Below are 19139 nucleotides of genomic sequence, written 5' to 3' on the forward strand. Positions count from 1 at the left end.
TTTAGATGTCAATAACATCCCAAAAGAAAAAAAGTTTGATTAGTACATATGCAATTAAAGAAGATGATACAGGTTCATCTTTTGTACAGTGTGCAATTTTAACCGAGAGAATCAGTAATTTAACTGAGCATTTTAAAAAGCATAAGCATGACCATAATTCTAAGCGCGGTTTACTTGTATTGATAGGTAGAAGGCGCAAGCACTTAAATTATATAAAACGTAAATTTGGTAATGAAGCCTATCAAGAGTTAATAGAGAAGTTAGGCATTAGAAAATAATCGAGGAATTTTGTATGTTTAAAATTATAAAAAAATCTATAGATTGGGAGGGGCGTACCTTATCTTTAGAAACTGGGAAAATAGCACGTCAAGCTGATGGTTCAGTAGTTGTAAATTATGGAGATACTTCTATCTTAGTCACTGTTGTACGAAAAAAGAAGGAAGAAAGTGTTGATTTTCTCCCTTTAAATGTGCAGTTTATTGCAAAAAGTTATGCCATGGGTAAGATTCCTGGTGGTTTTTTTAAAAGAGAAGGAAAACCATCTGATAGAGAAACTTTAATTTCAAGAGTAATAGATAGAAGTATAAGGCCGTTATTTTCTGAAGGTTTTCATGATGAAATTAGTGTAGTATGTAATCTATTAACTTACGATACGGTCAATTCTCCTGAAGTACCAGCATTGATAGGTACCGTCGCAGCTCTTGCAATTTCTGGTGTTCCTTTCCACTTTACTATAGCTGGAGTTATGGTAGGTTGTGATGAAAATAACAATTATATACTCAATCCTTCCGTTCAAGAGATGAAAGCAAGCAACTTGGATCTGTTTTTGTCTGGTGATGAAAATTCGATCTTAATGGTCGAATCGGAAGTCAAAGAGCTCTCTGAAGAAAATGTTTTGAGTGCAATAAAATTCGGCCATGAACATCTTCAACCTATTATTAAGCTTATAAAAGAATTTGCTGATACAGTAGGCAATAAACCTGAAAGCTTTGCCCCTATTGATATATCAGATATAACTCAAGAACTTGAAAAATATCGAAAAGACTTTGAAGAAGCATATTCAAAAACAGTAAAACAAGAGCGAGTTCAAGCTCTAGAAGTGGTCAGGAATAATATATTGAATATTCTTAAAGAGGCTGGAAAAGACGAAAAGTTAATTACTTATGCAGTAAAAAGCTTTGAAAGATCTTTAGTGCGTGAAATGATTAGAAGGAAAAGTGTGAGAATAGACAGCCGTAAGTATGATGAAATACGCCAGATAGAAATTGAGGCTGACATTCTACCCAAGACTCACGGTTCTGCACTATTTACAAGGGGTACCACTCAGGCACTAGTTGTTACTGCTCTTGGTACTACACAAGATGAGCAAATTGTGGATGACATTGAAGGGGATAGACGTGAACATTTTATGTTGCATTATAATTTTCCTCCATTTGCTGTTGGAGAGGCTTCTGCTATACGCGCACCAGGAAGGAGAGAAATTGGTCATGGTAAACTTGCTTGGAAAGCAATTCATCCTGTTTTACCTGATAAATCTGAATTTCCTTATACAATAAGGGTAGTATCTGAGATTATGGAATCTGATGGTTCTTCTTCTATGGCAACAGTTTGTGGAACTTCCATTGCATTAATGGATACAGGTGTGCCAATAAAGGCTCCCGTTGCAGGAATTGCTATGGGTCTCATCAAAGACAAAAATGAGCATATAATACTTTCTGATATACTGGGCGATGAAGACTATCTTGGTGATATGGACTTCAAAGTAGCAGGAACTAGCGAAGGGATTACAGCACTGCAGATGGATATGAAAATTCCTGGTATAAGCTTTGAAATTGTTGAAAAATCTTTAGAACAAGCAAAAGTTGGAAGATTACATATCTTAGAAAAAATGAATGCAGTAATTTCAGAACATCGTAAGGATATAAAAGATCATGTACCAAGAGTGTTATCGTTTTATATAGATAAAGATAAAATTTCTGCAGCTATTGGTGCTAAAGGAAAAAATATACGCAGTGTATGTGAAAGAAGTAATGCAAAAATTGAAATAGGGGATGACGGTAAAGTTTCTGTTTTTGCCATTAGTAGTACTGAAGCTGAAGCTGCAAAGAATATGATGATTGATTCAATAACAGAGCTAGAACAAGGTTCTATAATTGATGCTAAAGTTGTAAAGATAGAGAAGTCTATTGTAGAGTTAGAACTTCTTAATGGAAGAAAAGGAAAAATGCATATAAGCGAGGTAGCTAATCAACATGTAGAGTCCATTGAAGATATATTTAAACAGGGTGATACCTTCAAAGCTTTGATAATTGACTTTGAAAAAGGTGGATGTCCAAAATTATCAAGACGTCGTGTTGATCAAGAAACAGGTGAATTTTTTGAAGGTAAGCTTTACAATGAAGAAAGGAGAGATGGTTTAAATAATAGGGATAATTATTATAACAACTCGTTTAATAAAAAACCTGGAGATAATTATCATAGTAATAGACCTACTCGTCCTCGTTCTGGTTTTAGTAATAGAAACAGACCAAAATTTGGTAATAATGACTCATCATCAGGTTTCTATTGAGGTTGAACTTACTTTCTATTATCTCAGTGTCGAAGCACTGGGATAATAGGAATTTTTAAAACTGACAAGATAATAAAAATGGTTTGTGTTATCTGTAGGGTTATAACGAAAGATTTTTAAGATCGTTTATAGCCTTTTTCATGTCTTCAGCTTTAAATATTGCTGATCCAGCAACTAATATATTTGCACCTGCTTTTATTATATCAGCTGCGTTAGAAAAGTTAACTCCACCATCTACTGAAACTTGTGTTTTAAGATTACGGTCCTGTATCATTTTCCTCACGGTAGATATCTTACTCAACTGCGAATGAATAAACTCCTGTCCTCCAAATCCAGGATTGACTGTCATAATTAGTACAATATCTAGCTCATCTATTATATACTCAAGCACGCTTGGAGAAGTTGAAGGAACAATTGAAACTCCAACTTGGATTATTTTTTTTGTATTGTTTTTATATGATTTTATCTTTCTTACTAGCCTCTCAAGATGTATCTCTGCTTCTGCATGTATAGTGATAATATCAGCACCAGCATTTATAAAACTTTCAATATGGTTACCAGGAGATTTAATCATTAAGTGTATATCAAAAGGAAGATTGCTATATTTACGTATCGCAGAGATAACATTCGGACCTATTGTAATATTTGGAACAAAATTTCCATCCATAACGTCTATGTGTATATAATCTACATTCAAGTTGCTAATTCTTTTTACTTCCTCTCCTAATTTTGCAAAGTCTGCTGAAAGTATAGAAGGTGCAATTTTAATACCCATAGACTACTTTTTACCAAAAATAAAAAAAGTAACTTATTTTTTAAACTCTGTCATCCCAATACTATATTAATCTCATTTAGAAATTTTTGTATCCTTCCAGATGCATGTGAAACTAGTCCTTTATTTTTCTCTGCCCATGCATCTGGTCATTGTAATACTCATTAAACTTCTTTCTTCGCCTTTTCTAAATATTCCAACACAGTTTCATGTAGCGCAGTCCAAGACATTTGCTTTTCCATATTTGGTATAAATTTTTGTTTCCAAGTGTCCTTAAATTCTTGAAACCACTGCTTCTCAAAATTTTGGAAATTAGATAAAACTTGCGACCTAAACTCATTAATCAAATTCAAGACTTCTATAGCCTTTTCAGGGCTTATAGACTTAAAAGATAATATTTCATTCTTTAAAACATCTAGCTTTTCAAATGAATTAAGTCTAAATGGAATATAAAGTGAAGATCTTATATTGTATCTTAGATAAGAGTCATAATATAGCTTAATCTTGTACATGAGCATAGCAAATGCATCAGAAGAAATATTATTTTCATATTCTGCAAGAGAAGATAATAAATGCTTATAATCCTCTTCATTCAAAAATGGTGGCTTTAAGCTTAATTTAGTTTTATCACTTAAAGATAAGAATTCACTAAAAATAAGATTACTATACTTAACTAAAAATTCAGGCAAAATATCCTCTTGTTCTAATTTTAGAGGCAAGTCTTTTCTAATCTCTTTTGGCAAGTAGTGCATTGAAAACTGATTGATAACCCACGAAAAATTTTCATCAAACTCATTTGAGTAATTAGCATTATTGTCAGGAAAAATCATATTAACTTCCCTATCATTCCAAGGCAATATTTTATAAAAAAAACCGTTTAACCTTTTTTTTAATTTCAAAATATTTTCACTCTTATCGCCTACCTTATACAAAACCTCATTTACTTTTTGTTCTGCGTCTTGAGGACTGATTCTATCACCTATATGCAATCCGATACCACTTTTCTCTAATAACTCCCAATCAAATAACTTATGTGGATCAGGCTTACGCATTGCGTAACCTTCAATTGCTGAGTTGTACACTATAGTGCCTATCTCAGCGTGACTAAATATCATATCTTTTCTAATCTTAAAGCGCTTCATGAGGTACAAAATCAGATCTTTGACAGATTTCATTTGCTCTTCTGGAAAAGGCTCAAGCCCTGTGTTTACAATCTCTATACCTATAGAATAATCATTAAGTTTTCGTAGCTCTTCAACCACATTATCTACTTGAACTTTTGCATAACTTATACCAGCATGCCATGCTCGTTTTTCAAGTGGAACCATCAGAGTAATGCTACCATCTCTATCAACAATAAGCTGTACTGATATCCCTGAAGAATTTAATGCGTATTTTGTACTTTCTAATGTTGGTGATTCGGTATGGTGCACCACCACCATCAACACTTTTTTGCCTTCTCTATCATCATAATTTAAACTCGGTGCAGGATCTAAAAATATTGGATTTTTTAATGATGTTTTCAAATCTTGAAAATCGTTCTCAATATCACTTAAACAAGATTGTTGTCCGTATACAAGAGGCGCTACAAGCAGCAACAGAAATAAAACAGACAAACATTTTTTTACTATAAGTTTCATGTAGCTCTACAAATTGCCCTCAATATAACTAAATTAGCATAATACACATAAAATGTTTACTTTTTTTTCAGCCAATCAAGACTTACTACAGCTACAATTAATACTCTTATCATTACATTTTGGTGTTAAGTCAGGATAGAACGTAAGTATAGCGTCATTCTTTCTCACAAAAACCGATTGATAATTGTCATCTTCCATTTTATATAGACACATTCCATCTTTTCCCAGTTCCTTAAACGCCTTAGTAGCAAAAACTAAAATATCATCAGCATGAAGGTTATACGCGTACCCATTTGGGCACTTAACTTTCACTTCTCCATCCTTACCTAGATATTTCATTCCAAATGTGTAAACAGGTGGCTTAATATCTAATTTATTGCACAGAGATTCATTATCCCAAATCGCACCCGCCTACTTATTTTCTTGAGCCTCAACATATCTACCTACAAAATGCATACCACCAAGCCCCAATCTATCTGATTCACCACAGAAAATATGCCCAAATCCTACGGTTCCTTTTTCAATTCCACTATTTGTAAACCAAATCTTAGTCAATTCATCTTTAAATAACTCCAAATCTGCACTAGGTGTAATCACCTGATGATCAAGCTTATCGTATATCTTTTTCACCACTTCTTGATGCTGCGGACAATCAAGCAAAATTCTGAAATCTATCTTCATCAGGCTGTGTTCCCCAATCTTCACAAACCCTTAACGCTCCTCTATCAAAATCATTCAACTCTGGAAGTGGTGGAGCGTAGTCTGGACCTGAAGAATCTGTTTTGAAAAACGGCTCAAAGCTAATTTGTGAATTTGTATCGTTGAGATAATGCTCCTTAATGTAAAAAACAAATTCGATTGCTGGTATTATCAAGCACAAGATTAACTTAGCTATTTTCTACATAATCATATTCATAAAAAAGCTAGGATATAAGTAACAACTTAAAAAATTTTTAATCTAATGTCGATCGCAGTCCTGGCATCTCATCACCACTTAGCAAACTTAAAAACGCTCCCCCACCAGTTGAAATATATGTAAAATCTTTATCAGTAAGACCTGCTGCATTTACTGCAGATAGGCTATCTCCTCCTCCTATTACACTGGTTAATTTTCCTTCATGTGTCAAATTACTTACTACTCTCATCACCTCTACTGTACCATTTGCAAAAGCTGAATGTTCAAAAACACCAATAGGTCCGTTCCACAGCAGAGTTTTACTGCTTGCTATTATACCGCTTATTGTGCTTAAAGTTTGAGGTCCGATATCTAAAATTATATCACCGTCCAAAATGGATTCAGTTTTTCTTAAAACGCCAGTGCTATAATCAGAATTTACTGCAACCAAAACATCTTCTGGCGCAACTATTTTGCAATTGTTTTTATTTGCCGTCTTAACAAGATCGTGCAGAAGATCATCAACGCCATTTTGAAAAAAAGACTTACCTATATTAACTTTATTAAATAACAAAAAATTATTAGCAATTGCGCCGCCCAGAATAAGGTAATCAACCTTTTCTGCTAGCTTTATAAGCATTTTTATTTTAGTTGATATTTTATCTCCACCAACTATCGCAATAATAGGTTTAGCGTCAAACGATATGGCTTGCTCAAGATACTTTAGCTCATCTTGCAAGCAAAATCCTGCATAAGAAGGCAAAAATTCCGTAATGCGTGAAATAGAAGCGTGAGCTCTATGAGAGCAAGAAAATGCATCATTTACATATATATCTGCTAGAGATGCTAATTGTTTAGCAAAATTTGAGTCATTCTGCTCTTCTTCTTTATAAAACCTAAGATTCTCTAGCAATATTACATCTCCTCCACTCATCGCATTTATTACTCTTTGTACTCTCTCACCAATACAATCATCAATAAATTTCACTTTTTTGCTTAGAAGCTGCGATAAAGCTTCAGCTACGTTTTTTAGCGATAAGTTACTGTCTTTGGCTTTTGGACGCCCAAAATGTGAGATAATAATAACTTTTGCACCCACATTTGCCAAATACTGAATGGTAGGTAGCGCTCTTAAAATACGAGTGGCATCACAAATTCTTTCATTTTTTATAGGAACATTGAAGTCAATCCTGAGCAGAACATTTTTATTGTGAAAATCACAACTCTCTATGCTAAGTACATTTATCATAAAATTAAAGAGCTATAAAATCACTATACAATAGTTTAATCCAAAGTAAAGAAAGGAAATTTGAATGCTAAATAAATTAATAAATAGGAAAATTACTACAAATCTTTTCAACTTTATTTTTTACTGCTCTTTCAATATCAGGACTATTTCCATTGATCAATCCCTGAATTATTTCATTTATTAGATCAGCTATCTCTTTAAAATCTTCTCTCTCAAGTCCACGCGTTGTCTCAGCAGCGGTACCAAAACGTAGCCCTGAAGTAATGGTTGGCTTTTCCGTGTCAAATGGCACAGAGTTTTTATTGCAGGTAATGCCAGCTCTCTCAAGGCTATTTACAACGTCTTTTCCCGTCAACTTCTGTGATCTTAAATCAACTAGTACAATATGAGAGTCAGTGCCACCAGTTATAATTTTTATTCCATGTTCTTGCAGCGCTTGAGCTAACACTTTTGCATTTTCTACAACTTTTTTACTATAAGTTTTAAACTCTGGCGTTAATGCTTCCTTAAATGCAACAGCTTTTGCAGCTATCACATGCATAAGCGGCCCACCTTGCAACCCTGGAAAAACCGCAGACCTAATTTTTTTATGTAATGCTTCATCATTTGTCATTACCACTCCGCCACGAGGACCACGTAGAGTTTTGTGAGTTGTAGAAGTCATAACATGCGCATATTCAGCAGGTGATGGGTAACAACCTGCAGCAATAAGTCCTGAATAGTGAGCAATATCTGCAAGCAGATATGCACCAACTTTATTCGCAATTTTGCGAAAGCGCTCGAAATCTATTTCTCTTGGATAAGCAGAAGCACCAGCAATGATTAGCTTCGGTTTATGCTCCAGCGCTAGCTTTTCTACCTCGTCCATATCGAGTAGATAAGTATCTCTATTAACTGTATACTGAATCGACTTAAACCACTTACCAGAAAGGTTTGGTGCTGCACCATGAGTTAAATGTCCACCACAATTCAGTGACAATCCAAGTATAGTATCGCCCGGAGTAAGCAGCGAAGCAAACATTGCTTGATTTGCCTGAGAACCAGAATGAGGTTGAACATTTGCAAATTTAACACCAAACAGCTTACAGAGCCTCTCCATAGCTAGACTTTCAATTTCATCTACATACTCACAACCACAATAATATCTCTTACCAGGATAACCTTCTGCATATTTATTAGTCAAAAAAGAACCTTGTGCTTCCATCACTGCTTTACTCGCAAAATTTTCTGATGCAATCAGTTGCAATTGTGATTTTTGTCGCCGCAGTTCTTTCTCTATAGATTGATAAACTTCATCATCAAAAGACTTCAGACTACTTTTAGAGTCACAAATTCTTTCTGAAACACTTGTCATAAGAACTTTTCTTTAACCACATAAATCCAAAAACAGCTAAAAGCAAACATATAGGAATAATTGATATTGCTTTTACTAATAACTCATTACCATACACAGGATTTCCTTGTACTACCATTCCATTCCAACATAAATCTATTATTTTTGCAATTCCTGTATGAAAAAAATAGCCAAAAACCATAATTATCATGTTTGATATGGCTGTGGCCAAGCCTACCAAGTTATTGTTCACATAACTTATTGCTTTGTAAATAGTAATTACCTGATAACCAGACGCAAAGCCGATAACAAGAAGTGCAGGTAGTGCAATATATAAACCTCCAGCTTGTATAAAAAGCAAGATAAAGCTAGCAATCATTGCAAAAGAACAGGCAATTATTGCCTCGTAATGTTTGTCTGGGTATTTTTCTAGTAAATAAGCTAAAAAGAATGATCCAGCTCCCATACCTATAAACATAAGGGAAGAAAGCGAAGATGCCAGATCCCCGGTCATTTGATATGCTTCACATAAGAACGCTTTTGCCCAACCATCAGCAAAACCTTCTAATGGTCCAATCATTAAGCCACCAAAAAAGCTGATTAGAATGATATGTTTATTGAAAAGTACAGTCTTTAAATCTTGAAGTATGTTGTCATTTCTACTCTCCTCTATGTTACTTTTTGGCGTTATTAAAAGCAACAACAGAGCAAGCAAACAACCAAACGCTGAGAAAGTATATATAACATAATTCCAACCAAATTTATTGAGCAAAAAGTCTAGAGGTAATCCACCATAAATAGCTCCCAGTAACCCTATTATTATAGATAAACTAGCCATCCTTGCTGATTTTTCTTGTGAGAAATACATACTTGCAACTTTAAAGAGCCCAACTGCCGAAGCAGATGACCCAACTCCAACAATCATTCTACCAAGTATTGAGTAATACCACTCATCAAAGCATATTAGTGGTAATGTCCCAGCAAACGTTAAGACAATACACGCAGGCAAAACAAACTTTAGCCCAAATCTATCAAGGGCAAGACCAACAGGTATGTGAGCAAGCGTATAGCCTATATAGTATAGCCCACCAAATTGACCAACATCTGTAATACTTATGTTAAATTTCGTTATTAATTCAGGCGCGATTATATTTGGAATTACACGTAATATATACTGGTATGCATAAAATAGTGATGCTAGCAACCATATGAAAAAGTTTCTCTGCAATGCTAATATTACCTAAAAAACAGGATTATATGTATTTTATCAGCAAAGAGCAACACTTTTGTAGATAGCTACTCTAATCCGAATATCTTTCTAAAAGAGACTTTTTAGCATATCTATAACTGGTTCATGGATAAGGTATATGAAAAAAATTATACCACAGATGATAAGGATTTTTATAATTTTACCCTTGTTCATCTTAAGCTTTATTTTTTTTATTATAAGTTTTAGTTTTGTTACAAAGTTCATTTTATTTACGCTTTCATTTCGTGATACCGATTATACTTTAAATAATATAATTTTCAATGAAATTCAGTATCAGAAACGCTGCAGTTAACTAAATATTAACCTTTTCGTGTGTAAAATATAATATAAAAGCAAGGTGAGTGAATGAACATAGGTACAATAGACAATACGCTACAAAACTACATAACAAAATACATTGAACAAACATTTGCCGCACACACAGGGAATAGATACGACAAGTTATACAGGGAACTTTTAAGTAGCGCAGAAGAAATAATAAAACTTACTGTAAACGAAGCAAAACAATATGATAAAAGCCTAGAAGAATTGCATAACAATTCAATATTTCACGATAAGAAATTTATTCAAGCTGTTGCTAAACACCAGATATTAGAATTTCTGAATACCCATCCAAAGAAGAAAGAAATCGTTGCAGAATTTAAAAATGAACATCATATCAACGAAAGCGATTTAAAAATTTTAAAGGAAGGAAAAGATTTAGTGAATAAAATAAACGACATTAACTTAATCCAACAAAATGAGAAAAATGAAATATTGAACATTAGAAAGGTACTTTCTAAATCAATAGGAATGCCCTCTTCGAGAACTGAAAAATCCAAAGCAACTTTAGTAGAAAGTCCTGAGATGGTAAAATAGACGTACTTAACTTTTCCTAATTGGAAAATACTTTTAATCCTATGATACCCAGCACTACCAAAGTAAGGGAAAATAAACGCCCAAAATTTACTGTGTCATTAAAAAACATTATTCCTATTATCGCTGCACCTATAGAGCCTATACCAGTCCAAACTGCATAAGATGTTCCAAGAGGAATATACTTCATTGCTAACGATAGCTAGTAAAGACTCACAGAACCGCTAACTAAAATAATTACTACAGGTATAACACGAGTAAAGCAATTGCTATATTTCAGTGCTGTGGTCCATATTATTTCAACCAAACCAGCTAATAGCAAATACACCCAAGCCATAAATCAACTCTATCTTACTGAAATATTATATATAGGAATATTAAAAAGTTAACTTAGCATTTCGCATGCCTTAGTAATACTATCACATCCAATTTCTAATTGTTCCTGAGAGGTTGCATAAGAAATTCTGATAAAATTTTTCAGACCAAATGCAATTCCTGGAACAACAGCAACTAAATGATCTTCTAATAAATATTCGGCAAAATCAAGATCACTATTTATTACTTTACCACTTTTTGTACTCTTACCCAATAAACCTTCACATGAGACAAACAAATAGAATGCACCTTGTGGAATAGATGCTGACAAGCCTGAAGCAGAATTTAGCTTTTTTACTACAAAATCTCTACGGTCCCTAAAGATTTTTGTTCTTTCTTTCAAAAAACTATGATCACCGTTTAACGCTTCAACTGCTGCTGCTTGTGCTATTGAATTTGGGTTAGAAGTACTTTGAGACTGCAGTGTAGAAATAGCTTTTACTATATCACTCCTACCTGCAATATAGCCTATTCTCCAGCCAGTCATTGCATAGGCTTTTGATACTCCATTGACCACAAAAACTCTATCATAAAGTTTTGGCTCAACCTGAGCAATGGTAAAAAACTTTTCGTCGTATACTATGTGCTCATAAATATCATCTGTAACAACATTCACATGTGGATGTTTAAGCAATACTTGCACTATGCTTTTCAATTCATCATATGTATAGACAATTCCTGCTGGATTATTTGGTGAGTTGAGAATTAACCACTTAGTTTTCTCAGTTATATTGCTTTCTAGTAACTCCGGTATCAGCTTAAAGTTTTGTTTGCACTCTACAACAACTGGCAGCCCGCCAAAAAGATTTACCATATCAACATACGAAACCCAATAAGGAGCTGGTATTATAGCCTCATTTCCAGGGTCAATTGTTGCCATAAATAAGTTGAATAACACCTGCTTAGCGCCAGCGCCGACACAAATTTGGTTCAGTGTATATTCTAGATTATTATCCCTTTTTAACTTATTGATTATCGCCTCTTTAAGCTCATGCGTTCCATCAACAGCAGTATATTTAGTTTTGCCTGCATTTATCGATTGAATAGCTGCCTTTTTTATATAATCTGGAGTGTCAAAATCCTGCTCTCCCGCAGCTAAAACGCAAATTTTTTTTCCTTCGCTTTTTAATCTGTTTGCCTTATCGATCACAGCAATTGTAGGCGACGGTTTTATCAGAGACATCCTCTTTGCAAGGTCTGACATAATCTCACTAAAGTTAAATAAAAATGATAAACTCTACACAACAAAAAAGCTAGAAGTTTTATTATTTTACATAAAGGTTGATATTTTTGTATTATTAAATATAGATATTGGAGAGTAGAACGGCGGAGCTTCCCCATCAGTCTCTCGCAGAACTGTACGTAAACCTCTCAATTTATACAGCTCCCGTTATTCAGCCTTTTGATCCCAATCCTAGTGTCCAGTGATAGAAAATATTTGGAAACCTCTTTCTCACTTTTGCTAGAAATTGCTTTGCTAGTCTTCCATGATTTCGAAGTTTCTTATATTTGGCTCTGACCTATCCTACTAAGTGCCACTCTACATTTCTTAGAGATGGATACATCTCTGATTTATAAAACCTGCCATAGTACTGATATCAGCCTCGGATTACAGGATTTATTTTCTTTGATATTTTCTCTAGTGTTGTATATGTTTGCCTACGTATTTTCCATGACCTTATGATTTGGTTGATCTTCTTCTTGGCTTTGTTGCTAATTGCAGGTAGAAATGAGACAAAATAGTTTCCTATTTTATTGTTCTTTGCCAGTCTAGGTCTGAACGTGTAACTCAGAAAGTCAAAGCTCTGTATTGGAAATTCATCTCTCCTATTGTCATCCTTACAGTACACTATTTGTGTCTTTTCAGGATTTAATTTTAGCTTAAACTCAGCCAATCTTTCTTCGATCTTGTCTTTTATGAATTTTGCCTGTTTCTGGGTTTTACAGTGCACCATTGCATCATCTACATATCTCTCAAATGGTATTGTTGGGTAGTTTTGCCTCATCCAGCACTATTTATGCGCTACATCAAGGTGCAATGGTTGGGTCTTTCCACTAATTAGCCTGTTTTTCAGTAAGATCTAAGAGACTGTACATGATCTCAAAAAAGGGATAGAATGAGAGGATAAAGTAGGATATGGGAAGTTTATATCCAAGTGATATAAGTCGAGGAAAGTTTGAGATTATTGTAGCATTCTTTTTTACTCACTTTTTTATTTGTGGGTAAAAGTGAGGATTTAAATCCGATTGAGAAGTTCTGATCAAGCACGCCATAAGAAAGGCTCTACAAACCTTTTGGCCCAATATTAATTCGGCTATTGATTTTGTTTTTCAGAGTGCTCGAGCAGATCTTACTTCGGTTAGCTATAACAGCTATAATGTGCTTGCAACAACTAATTCACTACGGCAACTGCACCGTGACAGTGTTTGTATTTTTTTCCAGAGTTACAAGGGCACTTGTCATTTCTTGAAACTTTTGGAAGTCTGCTATTTTTAGTAGAGCGTGACCTATTGCCTATTTCTTGATTGTCTAGCAACTTAAAGTGCGCTAGGCGGTGAATGGTAAGCTCCCTCCACTTTTCAAGCATCGACTCAAACATTAAGAAAGCTTCGCGTTTAAATTCATTCAGTGGGTCTTTTTGCCCCATGGCACGCAAATTTATGCTTTGTCTTAGGCTCTCTAAGACCGAAAGGTGCTCCCTCCATAAATGATCAAGTGTCATGATCATCACTTGTTTCACTATCGTATTCCACAAATCTGTAGTTTGTTGACTATTGAAATATTTTTCTTTCTCAGTAAAAAATTCTTGTATCTTGTCATTTATATAATCCAAGGCTTCTTGTTTATTCAAAAACTCTGCTAGATTAAGCGTTATCCCGTATCTTATGTGGAATTCTTTTGCAATATCTTCAACATAATCTTCGTAATAACCATTTTGTAATATACCTTCTATTATATCCTCATTTACTTCACTATATACTTCAACTAAATCATTGATTTCATTGTTTAAAATATGATTTCTCTGCTTAAAAATAACTTTACGTTGATTGTTGATTACATCATCAAACTTTAGCAAAGACTTTCGCACATCATAATTTTTAACTTCAACTTTCTTCTGTGCTTTTTCAAGTGCTTTATTAATCCATGGATGATGAATAGCCTCGTTGTTCTTTAGTCCCACTCTTTGCAAAAAATTCCTCATTCTATCAGAACCAAATATCCTCATTAAATCATCTTCAAGTGATAGAAAGAATTTAGAAATTCCAGGGTCACCTTGGCGGCCAGAACGTCCACGTAATTGATCATCTATTCTCCTGCTTTCATGCCTTTCGGTTCCAATAACACATAAGCCACCAGCTTTTATAGCAATTTCCTTATCTTTTTTTACTCTTTCGACTATTTCTTGATATTTTTTTTCTCTTTCATCAGCATTTTTTATTTTCTCGAGCTCTATTTTTGCAATCATTTCAACATTTCCACCAAGCTGAATATCAGTTCCACGTCCTGCCATGTTTGTTGCTATAGTAATGCTGCCTGGTATTCCAGCTTGCGCTATTATATACGCTTCTTGTTCATGATAACGAGCATTCAATACTGAATGCTTAAGGGAATGGCTTTTCAAAAGATCGGAAAGTTTTTCAGAATTTTCAATACTCACAGTGCCAACAAGCACTGGTTGAAGACGTTTGTGACATTCCGCTATAAACTTCAATACAGCACTAAATTTTTCTTTTTCTGTGCCATAAATTTCATCATCAACATCTATTCTTTTAACAGGCAAATTAGTTGGAATTTTTACTACATTTAATCTATATATATCACGAAATTCTTCTGCCTCTGTTGCTGCTGTTCCTGTCATACCAGAAAGTTTGTTGTACATACGAAAGTAGTTCTGAAATGTGACTGATGCTAAAGTTTGACTTTCATGCTGAATTTCAAGATTCTCCTTTGCCTCCAGTGCCTGGTGAAGACCATCAGAATATCTCCTACCTTCCATCATGCGCCCAGTAAACTCATCAATAATTACCACCTTACCGTTTTTCACTATATAATCTTTATCAGCAGTAAACAGCTTATGTGCACGAAGTGCTTGATCTATATAATGAGTCAGTATAATATTGCTAGTATCATAGAGCGAGGAATTTCCAGGAATGAGGTTATACGATTTTAGTAATTCCTCCACTCGTGAAATACCATTTTCAGTGAGGAACACTGCTCTACTCTTTTCATCGACTTCATAGTCAGAATCAACTAATTTGATTACTATTTTATTGATATGCTTATATATCTGATTATTTTCCTCAAGTGGTCCAGAAATAATGAGCGGAGTACGCGCTTCATCAATCAGTATGGAGTCTACTTCGTCTACTATTGCATAATTGAAGCCTCTCTGAACTATATCTTCTTGAGAAAATTTCATATTATCTCGTAGATAATCAAAGGCAAGTTCATTATTTGTTGAGTATACTATATCTGCGCTATAAGCCTTTTTTCTCTCGTCGTCTTTCAAATTATTTGTAATAAATGCAACAGAAACTCCAAGAGAATTATATAATTTACTCATCCACTCTGTATCTCGTTTTGCAAGATAGTCGTTAACAGTTACGACGTGCACACCTTTTCCTTCTAAAGAATTTAGGTATGCAGCTAAAGTTGCGACTAGTGTCTTTCCTTCTCCTGTTTTCATTTCTGATATCATGCCATTATGGAGAACCATGCCACCAATTAGCTGAACGTCGAAATGCCTCATGTTAAGGAATCTTCGTGATGCTTCTCGTACAATCGCAAATGCAGGTACGAGAAGGTCATTTAGTGTTTTTCCATTTTTCAGTTCTTGTTTTAATTCCGCAGTTTTACTAGCAAGATCCTCATTAGATAAGCTCTGCATTTCTTGCTCTAGCGCATTAATCTGCTGAGCAATTTTTCTGAAGGATTTTATTATCTTCTTGTTCGTTGATCCAAATATCCTTTTTATAAAAAAAAGTGACAACGTAAAGATGAAGAATATAAGAATAGTTGTTAAAACTAACGTAGAGTCTGGCATAAACTTAGGTAAAGTTTTATTTAATATGAGATTATATTACTAAACGTAACCTGCGGCAATTAGATTCAGAAAATCTTTATTTACAAACTAAGGAAAAGATTCTTGCAGATGAAATGTAAAAGAGTCTATTTATTTTATTAAATATTATAATTAATAATTAAACTTTATTAATAAATTATTAAAATAGTGTTAAGCTACATGTATAAAACGGTTAGTGGAGTTACAATGTTAAGCAATATTATAAAAGTAAAATTAGAGAAGAATAGTTGTCCTTTTGAAGAATTAGAAGAATTTTTTGCTTCATTAAAATTTAGTACAAAAGGGTTTAAAGATTCTTCAATAAAATTAGTTTGCCAAGGATGGGGTGTGCCGTAAAGACACAAAGAAAGATCAGAAATAAGCAAACTAAGTGCTTAAGCTGCACAATAGATGAGGGAAGGTCCTTCACAGTCGGCTTGCAAGAGCAGGCTTTAAACAACCATAAGCTGCTTTGATAAAGAGTCAAGATAGTGAGAGTTATGGAAAAGGCATAAATACGTGTCATGTACGAAATAGAGAGGCGAATGAAAATGAACCACTGATGAAGTGTCGAAAGGGCTGAAACGACGTCAAAACCAGGAGCTCCCATCTCTCCTGGGATAGATCTACAAGGAACTTGCTTACTGGGTAGGTGGCGTACGGCATAAAGGTGGTGTGAAACTATTATAGGCTATTGTGTAGAACTGCGGGAACTTGTCGTTTCGATGAAAAGGGAGAAATCCAAGAAGCTAAACTTCAAGGATGAGAGTACCGATGCGAAGAACAGGGGAGGATCAGCTTGTAGTAGTGAAGAAGTTTCTGTAATGGGAATGGAGCGAAGGAGCTAAGTTATTCAGTTTCAATTATGTATCAACCGAAAGGGAGGAGTTAATCAATAAAACAAAGTCTTTTGATATACCAAAGCAACTTATTTGGAGGGCTTATAAAGAAGTATCGAAGAATAAAGGTGCTGCTAGTGTGGATGAGGTATCGATAATAAAGTTTGAAGAAAATCTAAAAGATAATCTATACAAATTATGGAATCGAATGTCATCCGGAAGTTATTTTCCAGGGCCGGTAAAAGCTGTTGCAATACCGAAAGATACGGGAGGGGGACAAAGAATTTTAGGTGTTCCTTCAGTATTCGACAGGATAGGGCAAACGGCTGCTTCTATGTATCTTGAGCCGCTATTAGAGCCAAAATTCCATGAAGATTCATATGGTTATAGACCAAATAAATCAGCACTGGATGCGGTAGATACGGCAAGGAAAAGATGCTGGAGGTATGATTGGACGATAGATCTAGATATATCCGGGTTTTTCGACAATTTGGATCACGAGTTGGCATTGCAAGCTATCAAGAAGCATACAAACTGCAAATGGATCATACTGTATGTTGAAAGGTGGATGAAAGCCGCTATTCAGCTAGAAGATGGCAGTAAGGTAGTTAGGGAAAAGGGAGTTCCGCAAGGAGGTTCAGTTAGCACAATCATTTCGAATATATTCATGCATCACGTATTTGATATATGGATGAAACAGAACTACCCTACAGTACCATTTGAGAGATATGTAGATGATGCGATAGTGGACTGCAAGACGTAAAAAAAGGCAGAATTTATGAGAGTAATGATCGAAGAAAGATTAGCCAAATATAAGCTAAAGTTACATCTTGATAAAACACAAATTGTGTATTGTAAGGATGGGAACAGGAAGAATATGTTTCCTACACAAAGCTTTGATTACCTAGGATATACTTTTAGACCTAAAAAAGCAAAGAGGAAGATAGGGAAATATTTCGTTGCATTTCTTTCAGCAATTAGCAATAAGGTTAAGAAAAAGATTACTACAACCATAAGGTCATGGAAAATACTACGAAAAACACACATAACATTAGAGGAGATATCAAAGAAAGTAAATCCAATAGTCAGAGGCTGGTATCAATACTATGGCAGGTTTTACCAATCGGAGGTATATAAACTTCTTAACAATGTAGAGCAACATCTAGAAAAGTGGACAAGAAAGAAATATCCGAAATTTGGAAAAAGACTAGCAAGGCAACTTCTAGGAAAAATAAAAGAAGAGAATCCAAAGACTTTCTACCACTGGACATTAGGGTTAGGTCAAAAGGCTGAATAATGGAAGCTGTATAAATCGAGAGATTTACGTACAGTTTTGCGAGAGACTAGCTGGGGAAGTTCCGCCGGTCTACTCTCCAAGATTTCACCTTAATTCTACCAAGAGAAGCAGTACCTAATTCTTTCGCTTTGAATCTTTTATCTTTGCTTAGTAAGGGAAATGAGCTGGCTTTACCTATTATATTAAAATACCTTTCTTGCAGAACTGTATTTAAAGATTTTGGTCAAAAACTACAGGCTAAAATGGATCAAGATATAAAAGAACAAAACGATTCTAAAATTTCTCAGGAGATTGAGTTATGCAAAAAAGACATTTTAAATCTTCTAAATAGTGGTAAATCAGTATTAGATGTTCAATTGAAGCAGCGGTATAAAAAATACTATTCGTCAATAGATAACGAGATTGAAGAGTTAAAGACTAAAATTTTAAAAGAACTAGAAGATTATATTAGCAATACTAACGTTAATAAAATGTATCGAAGCCTTAATAATAACAAGAAAAATGAAGAATCATTAAAAGAAGTAGCGTTAGGATCTTGTTCATTGGGTGGATTTTGCGTATTAATATTTTTTTCACTTGTTTTTTTTATTTTTTTAGCAACAACCATTGACCCACCTGCTCATATGAGTATGTATAAAGTAAAGGTTTTTAGGTGTATAGGAGCTTCACCTTTAGTTTTTGCAGCATTAGCACTAACAGTAGCAGGTGTAGCTTACTTAACAAGTTGTTATCTAAATCATAGTTTTACAAAAGAAATACAAGACTATATAGAGCAATCAATAAAATGTATGGATAAGGCAACTAATAATAAAGAATTAGACAATTTTCCTTCTGACAATTATGAAAAAGTACAACCTTTAGCACCGCTTGAGGAACTACTACCTTCATACGAAGAATCGTATTACAGTAGTTTAGGTTATATTCAACTATCTAATCCAATACAGCAAAATAAGTTGTTGTAGTGAAGGTATAAAGAGAATAA

The 19139-nt window shown here is 34.4% G+C and carries 15 protein-coding genes and 2 pseudogenes; 7 read left to right on the plus strand and 10 right to left on the minus strand.

Annotated features, from left to right (window positions below; all coding sequences use genetic code 11):
- Positions 1–5: 5 nt before the first annotated feature.
- Positions 6–278: a 30S ribosomal protein S15 gene (rpsO, locus tag JSQ73_RS02640; RefSeq protein ID WP_214249741.1), complete on the plus strand. Its 273-nt coding sequence runs from the start codon at positions 6–8 to the stop codon at positions 276–278.
- 14 nt (positions 279–292) lie between these two features.
- Positions 293–2569, plus strand: a complete 2277-nt coding sequence (gene pnp / locus JSQ73_RS02645) for a polyribonucleotide nucleotidyltransferase (RefSeq protein WP_214249742.1) — start codon at positions 293–295, stop codon at positions 2567–2569.
- 100 nt (positions 2570–2669) lie between these two features.
- Here pnp and rpe read toward each other — a convergent pair whose 3' ends face one another.
- The 6 genes and pseudogenes from rpe to JSQ73_RS02685 all read right to left on the minus strand — a co-directional run bounded on the left by rpe (position 2670) and on the right by JSQ73_RS02685 (position 9686).
- The gene (gene rpe / locus JSQ73_RS02650) at positions 2670–3344 is read right to left on the minus strand and encodes a ribulose-phosphate 3-epimerase (RefSeq protein ID WP_214249743.1); all 675 of its coding nucleotides are present in this window, start codon (positions 3342–3344) and stop codon (positions 2670–2672) included.
- 161 nt (positions 3345–3505) lie between these two features.
- A complete protein-coding gene (locus JSQ73_RS02655) occupies positions 3506–4981 on the minus strand; it encodes an N-acetylmuramoyl-L-alanine amidase (RefSeq protein WP_214249744.1) in 1476 nt (491 codons plus the stop codon).
- 75 nt (positions 4982–5056) lie between these two features.
- Positions 5057–5876 (minus strand): annotated as a pseudogene (locus tag JSQ73_RS06925) (EndoU domain-containing protein).
- A gap of 58 nt (positions 5877–5934) precedes the next feature.
- Positions 5935–7122 carry a phosphoglycerate kinase gene (locus JSQ73_RS02675; protein WP_214249752.1) on the minus strand — a complete coding sequence of 396 codons (1188 nt, stop codon included), beginning with the start codon at positions 7120–7122 and terminating at the stop codon, positions 5935–5937.
- A gap of 79 nt (positions 7123–7201) precedes the next feature.
- Positions 7202–8479, minus strand: a complete 1278-nt coding sequence (gene glyA / locus JSQ73_RS02680) for a serine hydroxymethyltransferase (protein ID WP_214249747.1) — start codon at positions 8477–8479, stop codon at positions 7202–7204.
- Positions 8451–9686 (minus strand): MFS transporter, encoded by a 1236-nt coding sequence (locus JSQ73_RS02685; protein ID WP_214249748.1) that lies wholly within the window; start codon positions 9684–9686, stop codon positions 8451–8453. The genes glyA and JSQ73_RS02685 overlap by 29 nt, the downstream gene beginning before the upstream one ends.
- 387 nt (positions 9687–10073) lie before the next feature.
- Here JSQ73_RS02685 and JSQ73_RS02690 point away from each other — a divergent pair, with 387 nt between their 5' ends.
- Positions 10074–10586, plus strand: coding sequence for a hypothetical protein (locus JSQ73_RS02690; protein ID WP_214249749.1), 513 nt, complete (start codon positions 10074–10076; stop codon positions 10584–10586).
- A 16-nt stretch (positions 10587–10602) separates the two neighbouring features.
- Here JSQ73_RS02690 and JSQ73_RS02695 read toward each other — a convergent pair.
- The 4 genes and pseudogenes from JSQ73_RS02695 to secA all read right to left on the minus strand — a co-directional run bounded on the left by JSQ73_RS02695 (position 10603) and on the right by secA (position 16003).
- Positions 10603–10920: pseudogene (locus JSQ73_RS02695) on the minus strand (DMT family transporter).
- Positions 10921–10968: 48 nt separating this feature from the next.
- Positions 10969–12162, minus strand: coding sequence for a pyridoxal phosphate-dependent aminotransferase (locus JSQ73_RS02700; protein ID WP_214249750.1), 1194 nt, complete (start codon positions 12160–12162; stop codon positions 10969–10971).
- Between the two features lie 394 nt (positions 12163–12556).
- Positions 12557–12964, minus strand: coding sequence for a reverse transcriptase domain-containing protein (locus tag JSQ73_RS02705; RefSeq protein WP_234301877.1), 408 nt, complete (start codon positions 12962–12964; stop codon positions 12557–12559).
- Positions 12965–13351: 387 nt separating this feature from the next.
- Positions 13352–16003, minus strand: a complete 2652-nt coding sequence (secA, locus tag JSQ73_RS02710; RefSeq protein ID WP_234301878.1) for a preprotein translocase subunit SecA — start codon at positions 16001–16003, stop codon at positions 13352–13354.
- A gap of 225 nt (positions 16004–16228) precedes the next feature.
- Between secA and JSQ73_RS02715 the strand changes: the two genes are divergently transcribed.
- The 4 genes from JSQ73_RS02715 to JSQ73_RS02730 all read left to right on the plus strand — a co-directional run bounded on the left by JSQ73_RS02715 (position 16229) and on the right by JSQ73_RS02730 (position 19119).
- The gene (locus JSQ73_RS02715; RefSeq protein WP_214250171.1) at positions 16229–16378 is read left to right on the plus strand and encodes a hypothetical protein; all 150 of its coding nucleotides are present in this window, start codon (positions 16229–16231) and stop codon (positions 16376–16378) included.
- A gap of 621 nt (positions 16379–16999) precedes the next feature.
- Entirely contained in the window at positions 17000–17623 is a 624-nt protein-coding gene (locus JSQ73_RS02720; RefSeq protein WP_234301879.1) for a reverse transcriptase domain-containing protein, read from the plus strand.
- Between the two features lie 24 nt (positions 17624–17647).
- Positions 17648–18157: a group II intron maturase-specific domain-containing protein gene (locus JSQ73_RS02725; RefSeq protein WP_234301880.1), complete on the plus strand. Its 510-nt coding sequence runs from the start codon at positions 17648–17650 to the stop codon at positions 18155–18157.
- A 242-nt stretch (positions 18158–18399) separates the two neighbouring features.
- Positions 18400–19119 carry a hypothetical protein gene (locus JSQ73_RS02730; RefSeq protein WP_234301881.1) on the plus strand — a complete coding sequence of 240 codons (720 nt, stop codon included), beginning with the start codon at positions 18400–18402 and terminating at the stop codon, positions 19117–19119.
- Positions 19120–19139: the final 20 nt, after the last annotated feature.

The organism is Wolbachia endosymbiont of Anopheles demeilloni, assembly GCF_018491735.2.
GTDB lineage: Bacteria > Pseudomonadota > Alphaproteobacteria > Rickettsiales > Anaplasmataceae > Wolbachia.

Bases quoted from the DNA above. Each gene is read 5' to 3' on its own strand.
- secA (WP_234301878.1), bottom strand. From the start codon at position 16,003: ATGCCAGACTCTACGTTAGTTTTAACAACTATTCTTATATTCTTCATC.
- JSQ73_RS02725 (WP_234301880.1), top strand. From the start codon at position 17,648: ATGATCGAAGAAAGATTAGCCAAATATAAGCTAAAGTTACATCTTGAT.
- JSQ73_RS02700 (WP_214249750.1), bottom strand. From the start codon at position 12,162: ATGTCAGACCTTGCAAAGAGGATGTCTCTGATAAAACCGTCGCCTACA.
- JSQ73_RS02655 (WP_214249744.1), bottom strand. From the start codon at position 4,981: ATGAAACTTATAGTAAAAAAATGTTTGTCTGTTTTATTTCTGTTGCTG.
- JSQ73_RS02715 (WP_214250171.1), top strand. From the start codon at position 16,229: ATGTTAAGCAATATTATAAAAGTAAAATTAGAGAAGAATAGTTGTCCT.
- pnp (WP_214249742.1), top strand. From the start codon at position 293: ATGTTTAAAATTATAAAAAAATCTATAGATTGGGAGGGGCGTACCTTA.
- rpe (WP_214249743.1), bottom strand. From the start codon at position 3,344: ATGGGTATTAAAATTGCACCTTCTATACTTTCAGCAGACTTTGCAAAA.
- JSQ73_RS02705 (WP_234301877.1), bottom strand. From the start codon at position 12,964: ATGAGGCAAAACTACCCAACAATACCATTTGAGAGATATGTAGATGAT.
- JSQ73_RS02690 (WP_214249749.1), top strand. From the start codon at position 10,074: ATGAACATAGGTACAATAGACAATACGCTACAAAACTACATAACAAAA.
- JSQ73_RS02730 (WP_234301881.1), top strand. From the start codon at position 18,400: ATGGATCAAGATATAAAAGAACAAAACGATTCTAAAATTTCTCAGGAG.
- glyA (WP_214249747.1), bottom strand. From the start codon at position 8,479: ATGACAAGTGTTTCAGAAAGAATTTGTGACTCTAAAAGTAGTCTGAAG.
- rpsO (WP_214249741.1), top strand. From the start codon at position 6: ATGTCAATAACATCCCAAAAGAAAAAAAGTTTGATTAGTACATATGCA.